16 protein-coding genes are annotated in these 17,251 nt (G+C 70.2%); 13 read left to right on the top strand and 3 right to left on the bottom strand.

All coding sequences use genetic code 11. From position 1 onward, the window contains the following. Positions 1-36 precede the first annotated feature (36 nt). The 4 genes from F5972_RS11765 to F5972_RS11750 all read left to right on the top strand — a co-directional run bounded on the left by F5972_RS11765 (position 37) and on the right by F5972_RS11750 (position 6,450). On the top strand, positions 37-420 hold the full coding sequence (locus F5972_RS11765) for a DUF5318 family protein (RefSeq protein WP_150933511.1): 384 nt from the start codon (positions 37-39) through the stop codon (positions 418-420). A gap of 84 nt (positions 421-504) precedes the next feature. Further along, positions 505-3,561, top strand: a complete 3,057-nt coding sequence (locus F5972_RS38800; RefSeq protein WP_150933510.1) for a transglycosylase domain-containing protein — start codon at positions 505-507, stop codon at positions 3,559-3,561. Between the two features lie 128 nt (positions 3,562-3,689). After that, complete coding sequence (locus F5972_RS11755; RefSeq protein WP_150933509.1) at positions 3,690-5,090, top strand: glycosyltransferase family 87 protein; 1,401 nt, start codon at positions 3,690-3,692, stop codon at positions 5,088-5,090. Positions 5,091-5,214: 124 nt separating this feature from the next. Beyond that, the gene (locus F5972_RS11750) at positions 5,215-6,450 is read left to right on the top strand and encodes a glycosyltransferase family 87 protein (RefSeq protein WP_150933508.1); all 1,236 of its coding nucleotides are present in this window, start codon (positions 5,215-5,217) and stop codon (positions 6,448-6,450) included. A 46-nt stretch (positions 6,451-6,496) separates the two neighbouring features. On the opposite strand, the gene F5972_RS11745 is transcribed toward F5972_RS11750, so the two are convergent. After that, positions 6,497-7,285, bottom strand: coding sequence for a deoxyribonuclease IV (locus F5972_RS11745; RefSeq protein ID WP_150933507.1), 789 nt, complete (start codon positions 7,283-7,285; stop codon positions 6,497-6,499). A 178-nt stretch (positions 7,286-7,463) separates the two neighbouring features. Between F5972_RS11745 and F5972_RS37145 the strand changes: the two genes are divergently transcribed. Continuing rightward, positions 7,464-7,640 carry a hypothetical protein gene (locus tag F5972_RS37145; RefSeq protein ID WP_191910069.1) on the top strand — a complete coding sequence of 59 codons (177 nt, stop codon included), beginning with the start codon at positions 7,464-7,466 and terminating at the stop codon, positions 7,638-7,640. Between the two features lie 90 nt (positions 7,641-7,730). On the opposite strand, the gene F5972_RS11740 is transcribed toward F5972_RS37145, so the two are convergent. Then, positions 7,731-8,063: a hypothetical protein gene (locus F5972_RS11740; protein ID WP_150933506.1), complete on the bottom strand. Its 333-nt coding sequence runs from the start codon at positions 8,061-8,063 to the stop codon at positions 7,731-7,733. Positions 8,064-8,243: 180 nt separating this feature from the next. Here F5972_RS11740 and rpsF point away from each other — a divergent pair, with 180 nt between their 5' ends. The 7 genes from rpsF (at position 8,244) to F5972_RS11705 (ending at position 12,740) form a co-directional block, all read left to right on the top strand. Next, positions 8,244-8,534 carry a 30S ribosomal protein S6 gene (rpsF, locus tag F5972_RS11735; protein ID WP_117408411.1) on the top strand — a complete coding sequence of 97 codons (291 nt, stop codon included), beginning with the start codon at positions 8,244-8,246 and terminating at the stop codon, positions 8,532-8,534. Between the two features lie 91 nt (positions 8,535-8,625). Next, positions 8,626-9,168: a single-stranded DNA-binding protein gene (locus F5972_RS11730; protein ID WP_150933505.1), complete on the top strand. Its 543-nt coding sequence runs from the start codon at positions 8,626-8,628 to the stop codon at positions 9,166-9,168. Positions 9,169-9,280: 112 nt separating this feature from the next. Then, positions 9,281-9,517 (top strand): 30S ribosomal protein S18, encoded by a 237-nt coding sequence (gene rpsR, locus F5972_RS11725; protein WP_036324737.1) that lies wholly within the window; start codon positions 9,281-9,283, stop codon positions 9,515-9,517. A gap of 17 nt (positions 9,518-9,534) precedes the next feature. Beyond that, a complete protein-coding gene (rplI, locus tag F5972_RS11720) occupies positions 9,535-9,981 on the top strand; it encodes a 50S ribosomal protein L9 (RefSeq protein ID WP_150933504.1) in 447 nt (148 codons plus the stop codon). Positions 9,982-10,165: 184 nt separating this feature from the next. Then, a complete protein-coding gene (locus tag F5972_RS11715) occupies positions 10,166-11,053 on the top strand; it encodes an ABC transporter substrate-binding protein (RefSeq protein ID WP_150933503.1) in 888 nt (295 codons plus the stop codon). Next, positions 11,050-12,000, top strand: coding sequence for an amino acid ABC transporter permease (locus F5972_RS11710; RefSeq protein WP_225311383.1), 951 nt, complete (start codon positions 11,050-11,052; stop codon positions 11,998-12,000). Before F5972_RS11715 ends, F5972_RS11710 begins: the two co-directional genes overlap by 4 nt. Further along, on the top strand, positions 11,997-12,740 hold the full coding sequence (locus F5972_RS11705; protein ID WP_150933502.1) for an amino acid ABC transporter ATP-binding protein: 744 nt from the start codon (positions 11,997-11,999) through the stop codon (positions 12,738-12,740). The genes F5972_RS11710 and F5972_RS11705 overlap by 4 nt, the downstream gene beginning before the upstream one ends. A gap of 1 nt (position 12,741) precedes the next feature. Here the strand turns inward: F5972_RS11705 and F5972_RS11700 are convergent, their stop codons facing one another. Beyond that, positions 12,742-14,070 carry an MATE family efflux transporter gene (locus F5972_RS11700; RefSeq protein WP_150933501.1) on the bottom strand — a complete coding sequence of 443 codons (1,329 nt, stop codon included), beginning with the start codon at positions 14,068-14,070 and terminating at the stop codon, positions 12,742-12,744. 392 nt (positions 14,071-14,462) lie between these two features. On the opposite strand from F5972_RS11700, the gene dnaB reads away from it, so the two are divergent. After that, a complete protein-coding gene (gene dnaB / locus F5972_RS11695; protein ID WP_150933918.1) occupies positions 14,463-17,231 on the top strand; it encodes a replicative DNA helicase in 2,769 nt (922 codons plus the stop codon). The last annotated feature ends 20 nt before the right edge of the window (positions 17,232-17,251 follow it).

Raw genomic sequence — 17,251 nt, 5'->3', positions numbered from 1 at the left:
TGGGCAAGATTTGGCAAAGGGCCGTAATCTGGCCACATGTGCTCACAGCGATCGGTCGAGGCCCGTGGCTTCGCCAGGCGGGCGGCCGTATGGTCCGTCCGCGCCGATCGCACGCGGGCGCGGGACGTCTGGGACGCCCGCCCTCCACTCCCATGTGCGGCCCGGCCTCACGCTGAGCCCATGCCTCGCATCTGCCCCACGCGCGGGCGAAGGAACGTGACCAACGTCACACCTGCGTACGGGGCCGAACGGGGACGAGCGGCGGGACGGACCAGGGGGAGGGCGGAGCGCGCCGCGACGGCCCGGGAATACGGCGAATCCCGGGTCTGCGTGGGGGAGGTCTGCCAAGGTTGTACCTGGAACCACCTGGCGGTGTCGTTCGTCCACGGAACAGCCGATCCCCCGGGCCCTTCCCTGTAGGGCGACCTCCACCTTTCCAGGAGGAACGCTCCCGGCCTGCCGGCCGACGTCGATCAGTTTCCCGAGAACATCTGACGAGGACGTGTGACTTACAGCAGCTACGGACCGGAATCGTCCGGCCGCCCCGAGGACGCCTCGGGCTCCGGTGGATCATCCCGCCCTGGGCGCCGCCGTCGCTCGCCCCGGGAATCCGACGAGTACGGCGCCTATGGCGACCACGGGGGCGACTACGGCGAGCCCGCCCCGCCGCGGCAACGCGGCCGGGGGCCCGCGCCGCAGCCGCCCCGTCCCGAGCCGGACCCGCGCCGCCGTGAGGCGGCGGCCTTCGAGGACACGGCGGCCATGGGCGCGGTGCCGCCGACTCCGGCGCCGGGCCCGGCACAGGGTTCGCCCCAGGGTCCGCGGGGTCCCGTGGGCGGCGGCCGCCCGCCGGGAGGCCGCGACCCGCGCTACGGCGCGCAGGGCCCCGGCGGTCCGGGTGGCCCCGGCGGTTTCGGTGGTCCGGCTGGTCCCGGTGGTCCGGGAGGTCCGGGACGGCCGGGGGCTCCGGGCGCAGACGAGCGCACCCAGGCGCTGGGCATGCCGGCGGGCGGCCCCCGCCGCGACGCCGAGGGGCAGCCCACCGAGTCGATGCAGACCGGCGGACGCCGCCGCAGGCCGCCCGGCCGCGGCGGACGCGGGCCCGGCGGCCCCGGCGGCCCTGGAGGCCCCGGTGGTCCGGGGGGACCGGGTGGGCCCGGTGGTCCGGGAGGACGTGGTCCGCGTGACCCGCGCGACTTCGACGACGACGACTTCGAGGAGAACGACAAGCCCCGCCGTACGGGCTGGAAGCGGTTCGTCCCGAGCTGGAAGATCCTCCTCGCCAGCCTCACCGTGCTGTGCGCCGGCCTCTTCGGCATGATCGCGGTCGCCTACGCCAACACGGATCTGCCCTCCGAGCACGACGCGCAGGAGACGGCCAAGGCCCAGGGCAGCACCTTCTACTACCGCGACGGCTCGGTGCTGGCCCGCCTCGGCACCAAGCGGGTGGCGGTCACCATCGACCAGGTGCCGCAGCACGTCCAGGACGCGGTGGTGGCGGCGGAGAACCGCTCGTTCTGGGAGGACGGCGGCATCGACATCGCCGGCCTCACCCGGTCGGTCTGGATGACCGCCACGGGCCAGCAGACGCAGGGCGGTTCGACCATCACCCAGCAGATGGCCCGCAACTACTTCAACGGCCTCAGCACCGAGCAGACCATCAAGCGCAAGGTGAAGGAGATCTTCATCGCGGTCCGGCTCGACAAGGACTGGTCGAAGAACAAGGTCCTCGAGTACTACCTGAACACGGTGCCGTTCGGCCGCAACACCTACGGCATCGAGGCGGCGGCCCGCGAGTTCTTCAACGAGCCCGCCAAGAAGCTGACCGTGGCGCAGGGGGCCTACCTGGCCGGGCGCATCCAGCAGCCGAGCAACTTCGACAAGGCCGAGGCCGACGGCAACTACGCGGGCACCGAGGAGCGCTTCAAGTACGTCCTCAACGGCATGTCCCTCATGACGGACAAGGACGGCAAGCCCAAGTATCCGAACGTCGCGGCCACCGCGAAGTTCCCCAAGCCGAAGCCGCATAAGAATCCGCAGGAGTTCAGCGGGCTCAAGGGCTACATGCTCAGCCAGGCGCTGCACGAGCTGGAGGGCCGCAAGCTCAGCCGCGAGCAGATCGAGAGCGGCGGCTACAAGATCTACACCACCTTCGACAAGAAGCTCATGCAGGCGGCGAAGAAGGCGGTCCTGAACACCACGTCGTCGATGTCGAAGGAGTTCCACACCGGCCTCGCGGCCGTGGACCCGACGAACGGCCGGGTGATCGCGTTCTACGGCGGCAGCAACTACCTCAACGAGACCTGGAACGAGCCCTTCGACTCCAGGAAGCAGGCGGCCTCGGCGTTCAAGCCGTACGTGCTGGCCGCCTGGCTCGACGCGGGCTACAGCCTCAACAGCTACGTCCCCGGCAAGGAGACGATGCCGAAGGAGCTGCCCGGCACCACTCCGATCACCAACGGGCACTCCGTGCCCGCGTCGATCGACGTGATCTACGCGACCGCGCACTCGATCAACACGGCGTTCGCCTCGATGGCGTTCAAGTTGCCCGGTCAGCTGGACGACCTGCGGTCGCTCACCGAGGCCGCCGGCATCAGCAAGCGAGCGCTGGAGGAGGACAAGAACGGCGTCGGCGGCCAGAGCGGGCACGGCTACCAGCTCGCGATCGGCAGCGTCGGCGTCACGCCGGTGGAGCAGGCGGCCGGCTACTCGATCTTCGCCAACGCGGGCAAGCACGTCGACTACCACGTGATCAAAGAGGTCAAGCAGGGCAAGACCGTCGTGCTGACCGAGGCCCGCGAGGTCAAGCAGGTGATCTCGCCGGAGGCGGCGGCCGACGCGACCTACGCCATGGAGCAGGTCATCAAGTCCGGTACGGCCAGCCGCTGGGGTCCCATCGGGCGCCCCGCCGCCGGCAAGACCGGCACCAACAACGACGAGAAGGAAGCCTGGTTCGTCGGCTACACGCCGCAGCTGGTGACCGCGGTCGGCATGTACCGCGAGCAGTGCGTGACCAAGAGCGGCAAGATCGTGCAGCCGCGCTACTCCAACTGCCCGATCACGCCGAACGGCAAGGAGCACCCGAAGTACAACGGGAACAACCCGTACACCCGCGTCAAGGAGGTGTCGCTGGGCTTCGAGGGCGCCGACGCCCCGACGCACATCTGGCACGACTTCATGGTCGCGGCGCACGAGGGCAAGCCCGTCGAGCAGTTCCCGGCGAAGGCCGGCATGGGCAGCCCGGAGAACATCGTGCCGAGCCCGACGCCCACCCCGTCTCCCAGCCCGGAGGACGGCGGCGGCGGGTTCCCCAACGACATGCCGACCGACTTCCCGAACGGCGGCGGCGACGGCAGCGGCGGCGACGGCTCCTGTCTCCCCGGCGACCTGTCCTGTGACGGCGGCGCCGGCGGTGGCGACGACGGCGTGGGTCTCGACCTCGGCGAGGACGGCCCCGGACAAGGGGGGCCGCCGGGAGGACCGGGGGGACAGGGCGCTCCGGCCGACGGCGGCGGCGCCCCGGCGTCGGCGCCCGTGCCGCAGTCCGGGACCAGTCCTTGATCCCGTCCCGGGTCGTCCCGAAATCACGGCCCTGAGACCGTGACGAGAGGGCCCGCGGCGACACGCCGCGGGCCCTCTCGACTCGCCGGAGTCGCCAACTCACGGCGTTCGATGGTGCAATACCCACCATGACGACCCGGACCACGAACGACTCCGCCCCGATGCCCGGGGTCGCCGCGCGCTCGGTGCCGTACCTGCCTCTCGGGCTCCTCGCGGGACTCGGCGCCGTCCTCGCCTATCTGTGGAAGTATCCCTGCCGGTTCGGCGGCGCCTGGGACGGCGGAATCGGGCAGTACACGCACTTCTGCTACACCGACATCTATCCGCTGTTCTGGGCGGAGAAGCTCAACGAGGGCAAGGTCCCGTACGTCGACTACCCGGTCGAATATCCGGTCGGCATCGGCGGGATCATGGAGTTCGCCCGGCGTCTCGCCGGCGGCGACGGGGTCGTGTTCTACGACGTCACCGTGGTCCTGATGGGTCTCGCGCTGGTCGCGGGCGTGCTGCTGACGGCCGCGCTCGCGGGCCGCCGCCCCTGGGACGCCCTGTGGTACGCCATCGGCCCGGCCGTCATCCTCTGCGCGTACATCAACTGGGACCTCGCCGCGGGCGCGCTCGCGCTGGGCGGCCTGCTGGCCTGGGCCCGGAACCGGCCGTGGCTGGCCGGCGTGCTGCTGGCCCTCTCCGTGGCCACGAAGTTCTACCCGCTGATGTTCTTCGGCGCGTTGTTCCTGCTCACCCTGCGTACGGCCAGATGGGTTCCGTTCCTGAAGACCGTCGCGGGAGCGGCGGGCGCCTGGCTGCTGGTCAACGTGCCGATCATGATGGTCAACTTCGAGGGCTGGCAGCGGTTCTACGCCTTCAGCAGCGAGCGCGGCGCCGACTGGGGCGGCCTGTGGTTCTTCTTCCAGAAGACGCAGTGGTTCGGCCACGACCGGCCCGAGTTCCTGGCCTTCCTCGGGGATTCCGAGAAGCTGAACACGATGGCCATGGCGGCGCTGGCGGTGCTGCTGCTGGGCGTGGCCGTGCTCGCCCTCGTCGCGCCGCGCCGGCCGCGCCTGATGCAGCTGTGCTTCCTGGCCCTGGCCGCCTTCATGATCACCAACAAGGTCTGGTCGCCGCAGTACGTCCTGTGGCTGGTGCCGTTCGCGGTGCTGGCCAGGCCGAGGTGGGGGGCCCTCGCCGCCTGGCAGGTGGCCGAGTGCTGGTACTTCTTCTCGATCTGGCTCTACCTGATCACCCAGATCCCCGACCAGGCCTCGCTCGGCATCGGCGACGACCCGTACTTCCTGTCGGTCTGGGCCCGGCTGCTGACGATCGTCGTCCTCATGGGGCTGGTCGTCTGGGAGATCCTGCGCCCCGAGCACGACGTCGTCCGCCAGGGGGATGTGGACGATCCGTCCGGCGGCCCGTTCGACCAGGCGGAAGACCGTTTCGTACTGCGCCGCGCGTTCCTCGTCCGGGGCGGGAGCGAGGAGCGTGGCGGATCGGAGGAGCGGGGCGGGGAGGCGCAGCCCGAACCGGTCTGAGGCATGAATCTTTCATCGGATTTCGCGGCCCGTTCGCGCCCTCGCCGGACCTCCCCGGGAGACGCGCGCACGGGCTTCGCGTAACGTCGCTCGCAAGCGTGCGGCGAACGGGGAGGAGACGGTGATGCGCCGGAGGCCGCCATGGCTTCTGCTGCTCGTGTGGACGGTGACCCGGGCGGGGCTGTTCCTCGTCGCGACCCAGACCATCCCGACCGGCCACGGCGACTCCTTCAGCAACGACGTCACCCTCTACCAGGGCTGGTCGGACGTCCTGGCGCGCGGGGAGTTCCCCTCGGGGGACGACAAGTGGCAGTACCCGCCGTTCGCGGCGCTGCCGATGCTCCTCCCCAGGCTGCTGCCGTTCGAGTATCACGTCGCCTTCTACCTGCTGTCCCTGCTGTGCGACCTCGCGATCCTGTTCCTGGTGTGGCGGTTCTCGCGCTCTCCGCGCGGCGGAGGCCGCACCGGCCCGTGGGCGTGGACCATCGGCGCGGCGCTGCTCGGGCCGGTGCTCCTCGGCCGGTACGACCTGATGGTCACGCTGGTGGCGGTGCTGGCGCTGACGGCCTCGGCGCACCCGGTGGTGCGCGGGGCGCTGATCGGCGTCGGGCTCATCGTCAAGGTGTGGCCGGTCGCGCTGCTCACCGGCCTGCGGCGGTGGCTTGAACTGCTGACCGCGACAGGCTCCACGATCGTCGTCGCGGTGGCCGGCTGCGGCATGGCCGCGCTGACCCTGCCGCACGCGCTCGACTTCCTGACCGCGCAGCAGGAGCGGGGGCTGCAGATCGAGTCGCTCGCCGCCACGCCGTTCGCGCTCGCCCGGGCCGTCGGTTGGTGGGACGGCTTCACCACCTATCAGCACGGCTCGATGGAGGCCGTGGGCCCCGGCGTGGACACCGCGATCTGGGTGAGCCTGGCGGCCACGCCCGCGGCGCTCGTGCTGATCGGGGTGTGGTGGCTGCGCGCCGCCCCGAGCCCACGGTCCTACTACGACGCCGCCCTCACCACCGTGCTGTTCCTGGTCGTCACCAGCCGGGTGCTGTCACCGCAGTACTTCGTCTGGGTGATCGGCGTCGCCGCCGTCCTCCTGTCGGTGCGGCGCGCGGAGCCGGGCCCGACGCAGCGGCCGGCCGCCTGGCTCGTCGTGGTCGCCGCCCTGCTCACCGGGATCATGTACCCGTGGGTGGAGCAGGACTACAGCTGGGAGGGCGCGCTGCCCGGCACGGTGGTGCTGACCCTCCGGAACCTGGTCTTCCTGGCCGCGGCGGTCACGTCGTACGTGCAGCTGTGGCGGGCCACGCGCAGGCCGAAGCCGGCGAAGGACGAGCAGGACGTTCCAGAAGCCCTACCCGTTTTCTGAGGTTCGCAATCCGCAGATTTATCCACAGGCTGTGGACGGCTGTTCTCTACAGGTGCTTGCGCAGGAACGCGATGTCCTCGGCCTGACCCTCGAAAGGCGTCTCGACCACGATCGGCGCCCCGGCCGCGCGGCAGACCGCGAGGATCAGCTCGGGGTCGATCCGGCCGGCGCCGAGGTTGGCGTGCCGGTCGGCGCCCGAGTCGAACGCGTCCCGCGAGTCGTTGCAGTGCACGAGGTCGATCCGGCCGGTGATCGCCCTCACCCGCTCCACCAGCCCGGCGAGCTCCTCGCCGCCCGCGTGGAAGTGGCAGGTGTCGAGGCAGAAGCCGACCATCGACGGGTCCGGCGCGCCCGCCGTCGCGGCGTCCCACAGCCGGGCGATCCGCTCCAGCCGGCGCGCCATCGCGTTGCCGCCGCCCGCGGTGTTCTCGATCAGGACGGGGATCGGGCACTCGGTGCGCTCGAAGACCTTGCGCCAGTTGTCGAACCCGGTCTGCGGGTCGTCTCCCGCGTTGACGTGCCCGCCGTGCACGATCAGCCCCTTGGCGCCGATCGACGCCGCCGCCTTGAGGTGCGCGTCGAGGAGCTTGCGGCTCGGGATGCGGATGCGGTTGTTCGCGGTCGCCACGTTGATGACGTACGGCGCGTGCACGTAGACGTCGACGTCCGACGCGCGCAGGGCGTCGGACGTGGCCGGGAGCACCGGGCTCTTCCAGCCCTGCGGGTCGCCGAGGAAGAACTGCACCACCTCGGCGTCGCGGGCCGCCGCGTGCGCCAGCGGGTCGTCCTGGTCGACGTGGGCCCCGATCCGCGGGCCGGCGCTGTGGCTGTCCATGGAGGTCCTCCAACACATGCGTGCCTGGTGAGCGGCTGCCGGACGCGGAGGGCGAACTGTAGGCGCTCTCCAAGAGCGTTTCAAGAGGGCGTGCTGTTTCAAGAGAGCACGCAGGGGAAGTCGCGTGTCACGCGCCCTGAGACCCGCGCGCCGATCCTACTTCGTCAGGGAGACGAGCATGAGATATCGCTTAGGCAGCTTCATCCTTCTCATCTACATCCTCGTCGGCCTCTACGTGGCCTGGATCCACCACTACATCACCCCCACCCTCCTCAAGCAGGTCGCCCAGGCCCTGATCGCGGTCTTCCTGTGGTTCCTCGTGCTCCTCGGCGTCGACCTGCACATCGGCGGCTGAGGCCTCCCCGGTCGGAGCGGCGCCGCGGAGACGAGCCCGTCGCGCAGGGTTCGGCGGGGTTCGTTCGCGCGGGGTTCTCCTGCGCAGTGGTCAGTTGCGCAGGGTGAACCCGCGTGGGAAGAATCCGCCGTGCGCGATCCCCAGCGCCGCGCCGACGAACGACCCCACGATCCCCACGATGATCAGTGCTCGTTGCCTGCTGGTCGACGAGACGAACTGCGCGTAGAGGCCGCCCCAGAACCCGGCCGCGCCGACCCATGACGCGACCATGTGCGCCCGCACGACGAACCCCGTGACGAACGCCACCAGACCACACGCGAGCGTGGCGATCGTCATCGCGTTCTCCCGCGGGTGCGGCCGCCCGTCGGTGTTCAGCGTCAGGCGAACGGGGCGCCTCTTTCCCCGGCCGATGACACGTGGCATCGCGCCTCCCCCCTCTGACCTCCAGTTTCGCTCTTCGTCCGGCTCACGGCCAAGGGGCTGGTAGCCTTGTTCGACTGCGTCTGACACAGCGCGGGCGGCTGACCGCCCGGCATCGCGCAGGGTCCTCCTGTCACGGCAAGGTGTCGTGACCGCAAGAGTCCAGAGGAGGTTGGATAACACATGCGTCGCTACGAGATGATGGTCATCCTCGACCCGTCCCTCGACGAGCGCACCGTGCAGCCGTCGCTCGACCAGTTCCTCGCCGTCGTCCGCAATGACGGCGGAAGCGTGGAGAAGGTCGACGTCTGGGGCCGTCGCCGCCTGTCCTACGACATCGAGAAGAAGTCCGAGGGCATCTACGCGGTGGTCGACCTGACCGCCGAGCCCGCCACCGTGAAGGAGCTGGACCGCCAGCTCAACCTGAACGAGGGCATTCTCCGCACCAAGGTCATCCGCCCCGAGCTGCACTAGACGGCTCCGAAGCCCGGCGGTTTGTCGGGCCCGAGCCGTACTCTGAGCCCTTGACGGCTCAGCTGACGGGATAGGAAGGCGAAAGCGACCGATGGCAGCAGGCGACACACAGATCACCATTGTCGGCAATCTTGTCGACGACCCGGAGCTGCGCTTCACCCCGACGGGGCAGGCCGTGGCCCGGTTCCGCATCGCGTCCACTCCGAGGTTCCTGGACAAGCAGACCAACGAGTGGAAAGACGGCGAGGGCCTGTTCCTCACCTGCAACGTCTGGCGGCAGGCGGCGGAGAACGTCGCCGAGAGCCTCCAGCGCGGCATGCGGGTGATCGTGCAGGGACGGCTGCGCCAGCGTTCGTACGAGACCAAGGAAGGCGAGAAGCGCACGGTCTACGAGGTCGAGGTCGACGAGGTCGGCCCTTCGCTGCGCAACGCGACGGCGAAGGTCAACAAGACCTCGCGTCAGGGCGGAGGCGGCGGCTTCGGCGGCGGCCCGGCCAACGACCCGTGGGCGTCCGCGTCTCCCGCTCCGCAGGGCGGCTACGGCTCCGGCGGAGGGGGCGGCGGCGGCTTCGGCGGCGCTCCCCAGGGTGGTGGCGGCTTCGGCGGCGACTTCAGCGACGAACCGCCCTTCTAGGAAATCGCCCTTCCAGGGAACGACCCGGTCCCGGGCCTTCCGGTCCCACTCACCGTAAACACAACCGAGCGACCATTCCCGCGAAACGCGGGGCTCTGAAAGGAGCACCACGATGGCGAAGCCGGCAGTGCGCAAGCCGAAGAAGAAGGTTTGCCTCTTCTGTCACGACAAGATCTCCTACGTCGACTACAAGGACACGGCGCTGCTGCGGAAGTTCATCTCCGACCGCGGCAAGATCCGTGCCCGCCGGGTGACGGGCAACTGCACTCAGCACCAGCGCGACGTGGCCACCGCTATCAAGAACGCTCGTGAGATGGCCCTGCTGCCGTACACGAGCACCGCGCGCTGAGAAGGGAGACCCAGGACATGAAGCTCATTCTCACCACTGAGGTCTCCGGGCTCGGCGCTCCCGGCGACGTTGTCGAGGTCAAGGACGGCTACGGCCGCAACTACCTCATTCCCCGTGGCTTCGCCATCCGCTGGACCCGCGGCGCCGAGTCGCAGGTCGCCTCGCTGAAGAAGGCCCGCGCCTCCCGCGAGATCCGCGACCTCGGCTCCGCCAAGGAGGTCGCCGGCCAGCTCGGCGCGCTCAAGGTCAAGCTGAAGGTCCGCGCCGGCGAGTCCGGCCGGCTGTTCGGCTCGGTCACGACCGGTGACATCGCCGACGCCGTCAAGGCCGCCGGTGGTCCCCAGCTCGACCGCCGCCGCATCGAGATCGGCAACGCGATCAAGAGCGTCGGCACCCACAAGGTGAGCGTCCGGCTGCACCCGGAGGTCGCCGCCACCATCGATGTCGAGGTGGTCGCGGGCTGACACCCGCAGCACGTTCGTCGAGGGCCCTTCTCCGTCCGCGGAGAGGGGCCCTTCGTCGTCCCGGCCGTTCCGGAGAGCCGGGATATCCGCGATATCCCCAGGTAAAGGGGGGTTATGCGGAACGCTAGTATCGTCCCATCCGTTTCGACGGATTTCGTGGAAAGACCCTCTGATGGAGGCTGTGATGCGCCGTCCCTCTCTCCTGCTGGCGTCAGGTGCCCTCACGCTGGCGGCCGCCGCCTGCGCTCCGGCGAACGACGCCTCCACCACCGCGAGCTCTTCGGCGGGCACGTCGGCGGGCGCCTCCACCGGCGCCGACGCCTGCGCCAAGGAGAGCCTGAAGCTCACCACCCCGGGCAAGCTCACCGTCGGCACGGACAAGCCGGCGTACGAGCCGTGGTTCAAGAACGACGACCCTTCCAGCGGCCAGGGGTTCGAGAGCGCCGTCGCCTACGCGGTGGCCGGGCAGCTGGGCTTCACCCGGGACGAGGTCGCCTGGACGGTCGTGCCGTTCGACTCGTCGTTCGCCCCCGGGCCCAAGCAGTTCGACTTCGACGTCAACCAGATCTCCATCACCCCCGAGCGGGCCAAGGCGGTCGACTTCAGCCAGGGCTACTACACGGTCAAGCAGGGCGTGGTCGCCCTGGAGAGCGGCAAGTACGCCTCCGCCACCAGCCTCGCCGATCTCAAGGACGCCAAGATCGGGGTGCAGGCGGCCACCACCGCGCTGCAGGCCGTGCGGTCGGTCATCCAGCCGGCCAAGGACCCGAGCGTGTTCAACCAGCAGGTCGACGCGATCACAGCGTTGAAGAACAAGCAGATCGACGCCATCGTCGTCGACCTGCCCACCGCCTTCTACGTCACGGCCGCGCAGGTGAAGGGCTCGAAGATCGTCGGCCAGTTCGCCGCGACCGGCGGCGAGCCGGAGGAGTTCGGCCTGCTCTTCCAGAAGGGCAGCTCCCTGGTGAGCTGCGTCGACAAGGCGCTCGGCGAGCTGCGGAGCTCCGGTGAGCTGGCGAAGATCGAGGGCGAGTGGCTGACCGCCGCCGCGGGCGCGCCGGAGCTCAAGTGACCGACGGGCACGCGGCGGCGCCGGGCGCCGGCCCGCCGTACGGGCCGCCCGGCCGCGAGGCGGATCCCGATCTCGACCCGGGGGAGCCGGAGGGGCCGCCGGAGTGGGTGAAGAGCGAGCGGCAGCTTCGCCGGGAGGCGGAGCTGCGCGCCCGCGGGCGACGGTCGATCTCGGCCGCCACCGCGTCCACCCTGGTCGTGGTGGTCACGCTGGTCGTCGTGATCACCGCCTCGCCCGGGTGGCCCCGGGTCCAGGAGACCTTCTTGAGCCCCGAGGCGTTCGTCGAGGCGCTGCCCGACGTGCTGCGCGGCTTCCTGCTCAACATCAAGATCTTCCTCATCGCCGAGCCGCTGATCCTGGTGCTGGGGCTCATCGTCGCGCTCGTACGCGGCCTGCGGTCGCCGGTGTTCTTCCCCATGCGCGCGCTCGCGGTGCTCTACACGGACGTCTTCCGGGGCATCCCGACCATCCTGCTCGTCTACCTGGTCGGGTTCGGCGTTCCGGCGCTCCAGTTGCAGGGCGCGCCGAGCGACCCGGTCACGCTCGGCATCATCGCCCTCGTGCTGTCCTACGGCGCGTACGTCGCGGAGGTGTTCCGCGCGGGGATCGAGTCGGTGCATCCCAGCCAGCGGGCGGCGGCCCGGTCGCTCGCCCTCACCCATGGCCAGACGATGCGCTACGTGGTGCTGCCGCAGGCCGTCCGCCGGGTGGTCCCGCCGCTGCTCAACGACTTCACCTCGCTGCAGAAGGACACCGCCCTGGTGGCCGTGCTCGGACCGCTTGAGGCGCTGCGGCAGGCGCAGATCCACGCTGCCATGTCCTTCAACTACACGCCCTACCTGGTCGCCGCGCTGCTGTTCATCGCGCTGACCGTGCCGATGGCCCGGTTCACCGACCATGTCGCCGCGCGGGCGGCCCGGCGCCGTACGGGAGGCGGGGACGCATGAGCCTGCTGAAGATCGAGGGAGTCTGGAAGCATTACCACGGGCAGGGCGTGCTGCGCGGCGTCGACCTGGAGGTCGCCCCGCACGAGGTGGTCTGCCTGATCGGCGCGTCCGGCTCGGGCAAGTCGACGCTGCTGCGCTGCGTCAACCTGCTGGAGACGATCGACGACGGCGCGATCCACCTGGACGGGACGGAGATCACGGACCCGCGGACCGACGCGGACGACGTCCGCCGCCGCATCGGCATGGTGTTCCAGGCCTACAACCTGTTCCCGCACATGACCGTGCTGGAGAACATCACGCTCGCGCCGCGCAGGGTCCACGGCGCACGGGCGGAGGAGGCCGAGGCGCGGGCGCGCGAGCTCCTGGAGAGGTTCGGGCTGGCCGGCAAGGCGGATGAGTATCCCGACCGGCTCTCCGGCGGACAGCAGCAGCGCGTCGCCGTGATCCGCGCGGTCGCGACCGGCCCGCGCCTGCTGCTGCTCGACGAGGTGACCTCCGCGCTCGACCCGACGCTGGTCACCGAGGTGCTGGGGATCATCCGCGAGCTCAAGGACACCGGGATGACCATGATCCTGGCCACCCACGAGATGGGCTTCGCCCGGGACATCGCCGACAAGGTCTGCTTCCTCGAAGGCGGCGTGCTGCTGGAGAGCGGCCCGCCCGGGCAGATCTTCACCGAGCCCCGGCACCCACGCACCCGCGCGTTCCTCCAGCGGGTGCTGGAGGCGCGCCGCATGTGAGTCAGGTCGCCGTCCGCGAGGTGCCGGTGACCATCCAGGCGGTGCCGTACGCGCGGACGCCGAGCGTGACCAGCCGGGCGGCCATCCAGGCGCCGAGCGCGAGCCACAGGGCGACCAGGGTGTCCGCGACCATGGCGAACGGCAGGAAGGCCAGCGTCGTCCACAGCCCGGCGTGGGCGAGGTAGCGCTGGTCGCCGGCGCCGATCAGGACGCCGTCCAGCACGAACACGACACCCGCGACGGGCTGGAGGAGGGCCACCGGCCACAGCACGGCCAGCAGCTCGGCCGCGGTCTCGCCGCGTGCGTCGAACAGGGCCGGGACCAGCGGCCGGGCGGCCAGCACGAGGGCCCCGAACACCACGCCGCAGGCGACGCCCCAGATCAGCATGCGCCGGGTCGCCGCGCGGGTGCCCGAGGTGTCTCCCGCGCCCAGCGCCCGGCCGGTGATGGCCTGACCGGCGATCGCGATGGCGTCGAGGGCGAAGGCGAGGAACGTCCAGATCCGGGTGGCGATCGTGTGCGCGGCGATCCGCTCGTCGCCCATGCGGGTGGCGATCGCCGCGGCGACGAGCAGCACCGCCTGCAGGCACGCCGTACGGACGACCAGGGCGAGCCCGGCCGTTCCGGCGGCGCGCAGCCCCGCGAGATCGGGCAGCAGCGAGGCGCCGTGCGCGCGGGCGGCGCGCACGACCATCACAAGATAGGCCGTCGCCGCGAGGGCCTGGGCGAGGACCGTGCCCCAGGCCGACCCGGCGAGCCCCCAGCCGAGCCCGAGCACGAACCAGGCGTTGAGCAGACCGTTCAGGGCGAAGGACGCCACGGAGACCACGAGCGGCGTGCGCGTGTCCTGCATCCCGCGCAGCACGCCGGTGCCGGCGAAGACCAGCAGCATCGCGGGGACGCCGATGAGGCTGATGCGCAGGTAGGTGACGGCCTCCGTGGCGAGCTGGCCCACCGCTCCGAACAGGTGTACGATAAACGGAGCAAGAGGCCAGCACGCCACACCGACGGCCAGGCCGATGATCGCGGCCAGCCACAGGCCGTCCATCCCCTGGCGCATCGCCTGCCTGACGTCCCCCGCCCCGAGCCTCCGCGCGACCGCGGCCGTGGTGGCGTACGCGAGGAACACGCACAGCCCGACGAGAGCCGACAGTGCCGCGCTGGCCACACCGAGCGCGCCGAGCGCAGGATCGGGGAGGTGGCCGACGATGACGGAGTCGGTGAGCAGGAAGAGCGGCTCGGCCACGAGTGCCCCGAATGCCGGGATCGCGAGCCTCAGGATCTCCCTGTCGTGGGCGCGTCCGTGTCCTGTTCTGGGGGTAAGGGACATACGCCTATTTTGCGGCTTACGAGGTCATGCTCGACCGGCATCGCGAATCCGTCTGCGACTTTCTTTCCTCCACAGGCGGTGGACAGCGAAACCGCAGGTGATGCGGGATTTCCGTGATGAGGCCGCGACTGTGTCCACAGGCTCGTCCCCAGGCTTCCCACATGTCACGGCCGTGCCTGCACACGTTGTCCACAGGCTTGTCCACCGGCCGGGTTGCCGCCCTGCCCCGAGGTTGGGGAGACTGTCGCACCGGGTTGGGGATGCTGTGACCGCTGGGCAGGGGGTGTGAGGTGAGCGTGCTCGACTTCCCGGGAGGCCCGGGAGGCTCCGAATCGTCGTTCGAGCGGACGCCGCCGCACAACATCGAGGCCGAGCAGTCGGTGCTGGGCGGCATGCTGCTGTCCAAGGACGCGATCGCCGACGTCATCGAGGTGCTGCGCGCCGACGACTTCTACCGTCCGGCCCACCAGATCGTCTTCGACGTGATCACCGACCTGTACGGCCGGGGCGAGCCCGCCGACTCGGTGACCGTCTTCGACGAGCTGCAGAAGCGCGGCGAGGTCGCCCGCGTGGGCGGCGGCGCCTACCTGCACACCCTGACCGCGATCGTGCCCACCGCCGCGAACGCCGGCTACTACGCCAAGATCGTCCGGGAGCAGGCCGTCCTGCGGCGCCTCATCGAGGCGGGCACCCGCATCGTCTCCTACGGCTTCGGCGGCCAGGGCGAGGAGGTCGACGACCTGGTCGACCGCGCCCAGGCCGAGATCTACAAGGTCACCGAGCGCCGCACGTCCGAGGACTACCTCCCGCTGTCGGACATCATGCCCTCCGCCCTGGACGAGATCGAGGCCATCGGCAGCCGCGGCGGCCAGATGGTCGGCGTCCCCACCGGCTTCCAGGACCTCGACGCCCTCACCCACGGCCTCCACCCCGGCCAGATGATCGTCGTAGCCGCCCGCCCCGCGATCGGCAAGGCCCTCGCTCTCGACACACCCCTGCCCACGCCCGGCGGATGGACCACGATGGGGGAGGTGCGGGTCGGCGACCGCCTCATCGGCGCCGACGGCCGCCCGACACGTGTGGTGGCCGCGACGGACGTCATGGTGGACAGGCCCTGCTACGAGGTCGAGTTCAGCGACGGCACGGTCATCGTGGCCGACGCCCAGCACCAGTGGCGTACGAGCACCCGGGCCAGTCGCCGGCAGCGCTCCGAGAGCAGGACTGGTTTCCACTGGCCACAGGAGTCGCTGCGGCGCGTACAGGGCGCCTGCGGCGACTCGTCGGCCCGCCCCGACGAGCTGATCACGTACCAGGAGGCGCTGGCCGTGGTCGGCTCGGAGTTCCGCAACGCGCTGCACACCGTGCAGCGCGTGGTCGGATCGGAAGGAAGGGCGCCGCGCCCGGTGGGCGGACCGGCCCGGAGCTACGTCTGGAACACGCCCGTGTACTCCCGCAGGCGACTCTTCGAGGCTCTGAACGACCACGTGAGCAGGCCGAGGAACGCCGCCCTCACCATGGTGCACGACGACGTCGTGACCACCGAGCAGATCGAGGCCACCCTGCGCTGCACCTCGTCGGACAACCGTCCGAACCACGCGGTGGCCGTGGCGGCCGCGTTCGACCTGCCCGAACGAGATCTGCCACTCTCTCCGTACGCGCTCGGGGCCTGGCTGGGCGACGGCCACAGCGACAGCGCGAGGATCACCGCGGTCGAGCCCGAGATCATCGCCCAGCTGGAGGCGGAGGGACTACAAGTCGTCCGGCTGAACTCCGGTATTCTCCACACTCTCAAACTCCCCGAGGCAGAGCTTCGGCCGGAGCGTCCCTGCGTCGTCTGCGGAACGCTGTTCGTGCCCAAGACATCTCAGGTGCGTATGTGCGGGCAGTCCTGTGGTGGCAGGGCCCGCTTTTTTTCGGCTCCCGTCGCCCCGACGACCTGCGCCGACTGCGGCAGGCCGTCCTCCGGCGGGAGGCGATGCCAGCGGTGCCGCGACCACCACGGCACAGTGCAGGCGATCCTGCGCAGCTTGGGGGTGCTCGGGGACAAGCACATTCCGGCGGTATACCTGCGTGCGTCCGAGCGCCAGCGACGGGATCTCCTCGCCGGGCTCCTGGACACCGACGGCTATGTGAACCGCAGTGGCCAGGTGCAACTCGCTCTCACGAACCGCAGGCTCGCCGAGGACGCGTTCGAACTCGTGCTCAGCCTGGGCTACAAGGCGACGATGAGGACGAAGGCGGTCAAGGGCAGGACCGATGAGTCGTCCACCTGTTACATGATCAACTTCACCCCGGCGGAGAAGGTCTTCCGTCTCCCGCGTAAGGCCGACAGGCAGGTGGCGAAGGCTCACGCGTCCACCCGGGTGCGATACATCGTGGATGTCCGTCCGGTGCCTTCCGTGCCGGTCAGGTGTGTGGAGGTCGACAATGCCGACCACATGTACCTCGCCGGCAGGTCATGCGTCCCCACCCACAACTCGACGCTGGGGCTGGACTTCGCCCGGTCTGCGGCTATCAAGCATCAGATGACCACGGTCATCTTCTCGCTGGAGATGTCGCGCAACGAGATCACGATGCGTCTGCTGTCGGCGGAGGCGCGGGTCCCGCTGCACACGATGCGCTCGGGCTCGATGAGCGACGACGACTGGACCCGGATGGCCCGCCGGATGGGGGAGGTCGCCGAGGCGCCGCTGTTCATCGACGACTCCCCGAACATGTCGATGATGGAGATCAGGGCCAAGTGCCGCCGCCTGAAGCAGCGGCACGACCTGCGCTTCGTGATCGTCGACTATCTGCAGCTCATGAGTTCGCCGAAGAAGACCGAGAGCCGCCAGCAGGAGGTCTCGGAGCTGTCCCGGGCGCTCAAGCTGCTGGCCAAGGAGCTGGAGGTGCCGGTCATCGCCATCTCCCAGCTCAACCGTGGTCCCGAGCAGAGAACGGACAAACGCCCCCAAGTGTCGGACCTGCGTGAATCCGGCTCCATCGAGCAGGACGCCGACATGGTCATCCTGCTGCACCGGGAGGACGCGTACGAGCGGGAGTCGCCGCGCGCGGGCGAGGCGGACCTGATCGTGGCCAAGCACCGGAACGGCCCCACGGCCACGGTCACCGTCGCCTTCCAGGGCCACTACAGCCGCTTCGTCGACATGGCCACCCACTAGCGTGTCGCCCCGCGATGGGT

Origin of the sequence: Microbispora cellulosiformans (genome assembly GCF_008728085.1) — a bacterium.
Classification (GTDB): Bacteria; Actinomycetota; Actinomycetes; order Streptosporangiales; family Streptosporangiaceae; genus Microbispora; species Microbispora amethystogenes.
Note: the sequence above shows the minus strand (reverse complement) of the source record. Positions and strands in the feature narration are given on the sequence as shown.

Excerpts from the sequence above, each read along its gene's own strand:
- F5972_RS11765 (WP_150933511.1), top strand. The coding sequence starts at position 37 with ATGTGCTCACAGCGATCGGTCGAGGCCCGTGGCTTCGCCAGGCGGGCG.
- F5972_RS11755 (WP_150933509.1), top strand. The coding sequence starts at position 3,690 with ATGACGACCCGGACCACGAACGACTCCGCCCCGATGCCCGGGGTCGCC.
- F5972_RS11750 (WP_150933508.1), top strand. The coding sequence starts at position 5,215 with ATGCGCCGGAGGCCGCCATGGCTTCTGCTGCTCGTGTGGACGGTGACC.
- F5972_RS11745 (WP_150933507.1), bottom strand. The coding sequence starts at position 7,285 with ATGGACAGCCACAGCGCCGGCCCGCGGATCGGGGCCCACGTCGACCAG.
- F5972_RS37145 (WP_191910069.1), top strand. The coding sequence starts at position 7,464 with ATGAGATATCGCTTAGGCAGCTTCATCCTTCTCATCTACATCCTCGTC.
- F5972_RS11740 (WP_150933506.1), bottom strand. The coding sequence starts at position 8,063 with ATGCCACGTGTCATCGGCCGGGGAAAGAGGCGCCCCGTTCGCCTGACG.
- rpsF (WP_117408411.1), top strand. The coding sequence starts at position 8,244 with ATGCGTCGCTACGAGATGATGGTCATCCTCGACCCGTCCCTCGACGAG.
- F5972_RS11730 (WP_150933505.1), top strand. The coding sequence starts at position 8,626 with ATGGCAGCAGGCGACACACAGATCACCATTGTCGGCAATCTTGTCGAC.
- rpsR (WP_036324737.1), top strand. The coding sequence starts at position 9,281 with ATGGCGAAGCCGGCAGTGCGCAAGCCGAAGAAGAAGGTTTGCCTCTTC.
- rplI (WP_150933504.1), top strand. The coding sequence starts at position 9,535 with ATGAAGCTCATTCTCACCACTGAGGTCTCCGGGCTCGGCGCTCCCGGC.
- F5972_RS11715 (WP_150933503.1), top strand. The coding sequence starts at position 10,166 with ATGCGCCGTCCCTCTCTCCTGCTGGCGTCAGGTGCCCTCACGCTGGCG.
- F5972_RS11705 (WP_150933502.1), top strand. The coding sequence starts at position 11,997 with ATGAGCCTGCTGAAGATCGAGGGAGTCTGGAAGCATTACCACGGGCAG.
- F5972_RS11700 (WP_150933501.1), bottom strand. The coding sequence starts at position 14,070 with ATGTCCCTTACCCCCAGAACAGGACACGGACGCGCCCACGACAGGGAG.
- dnaB (WP_150933918.1), top strand. The coding sequence starts at position 14,463 with ATGCTGCTGTCCAAGGACGCGATCGCCGACGTCATCGAGGTGCTGCGC.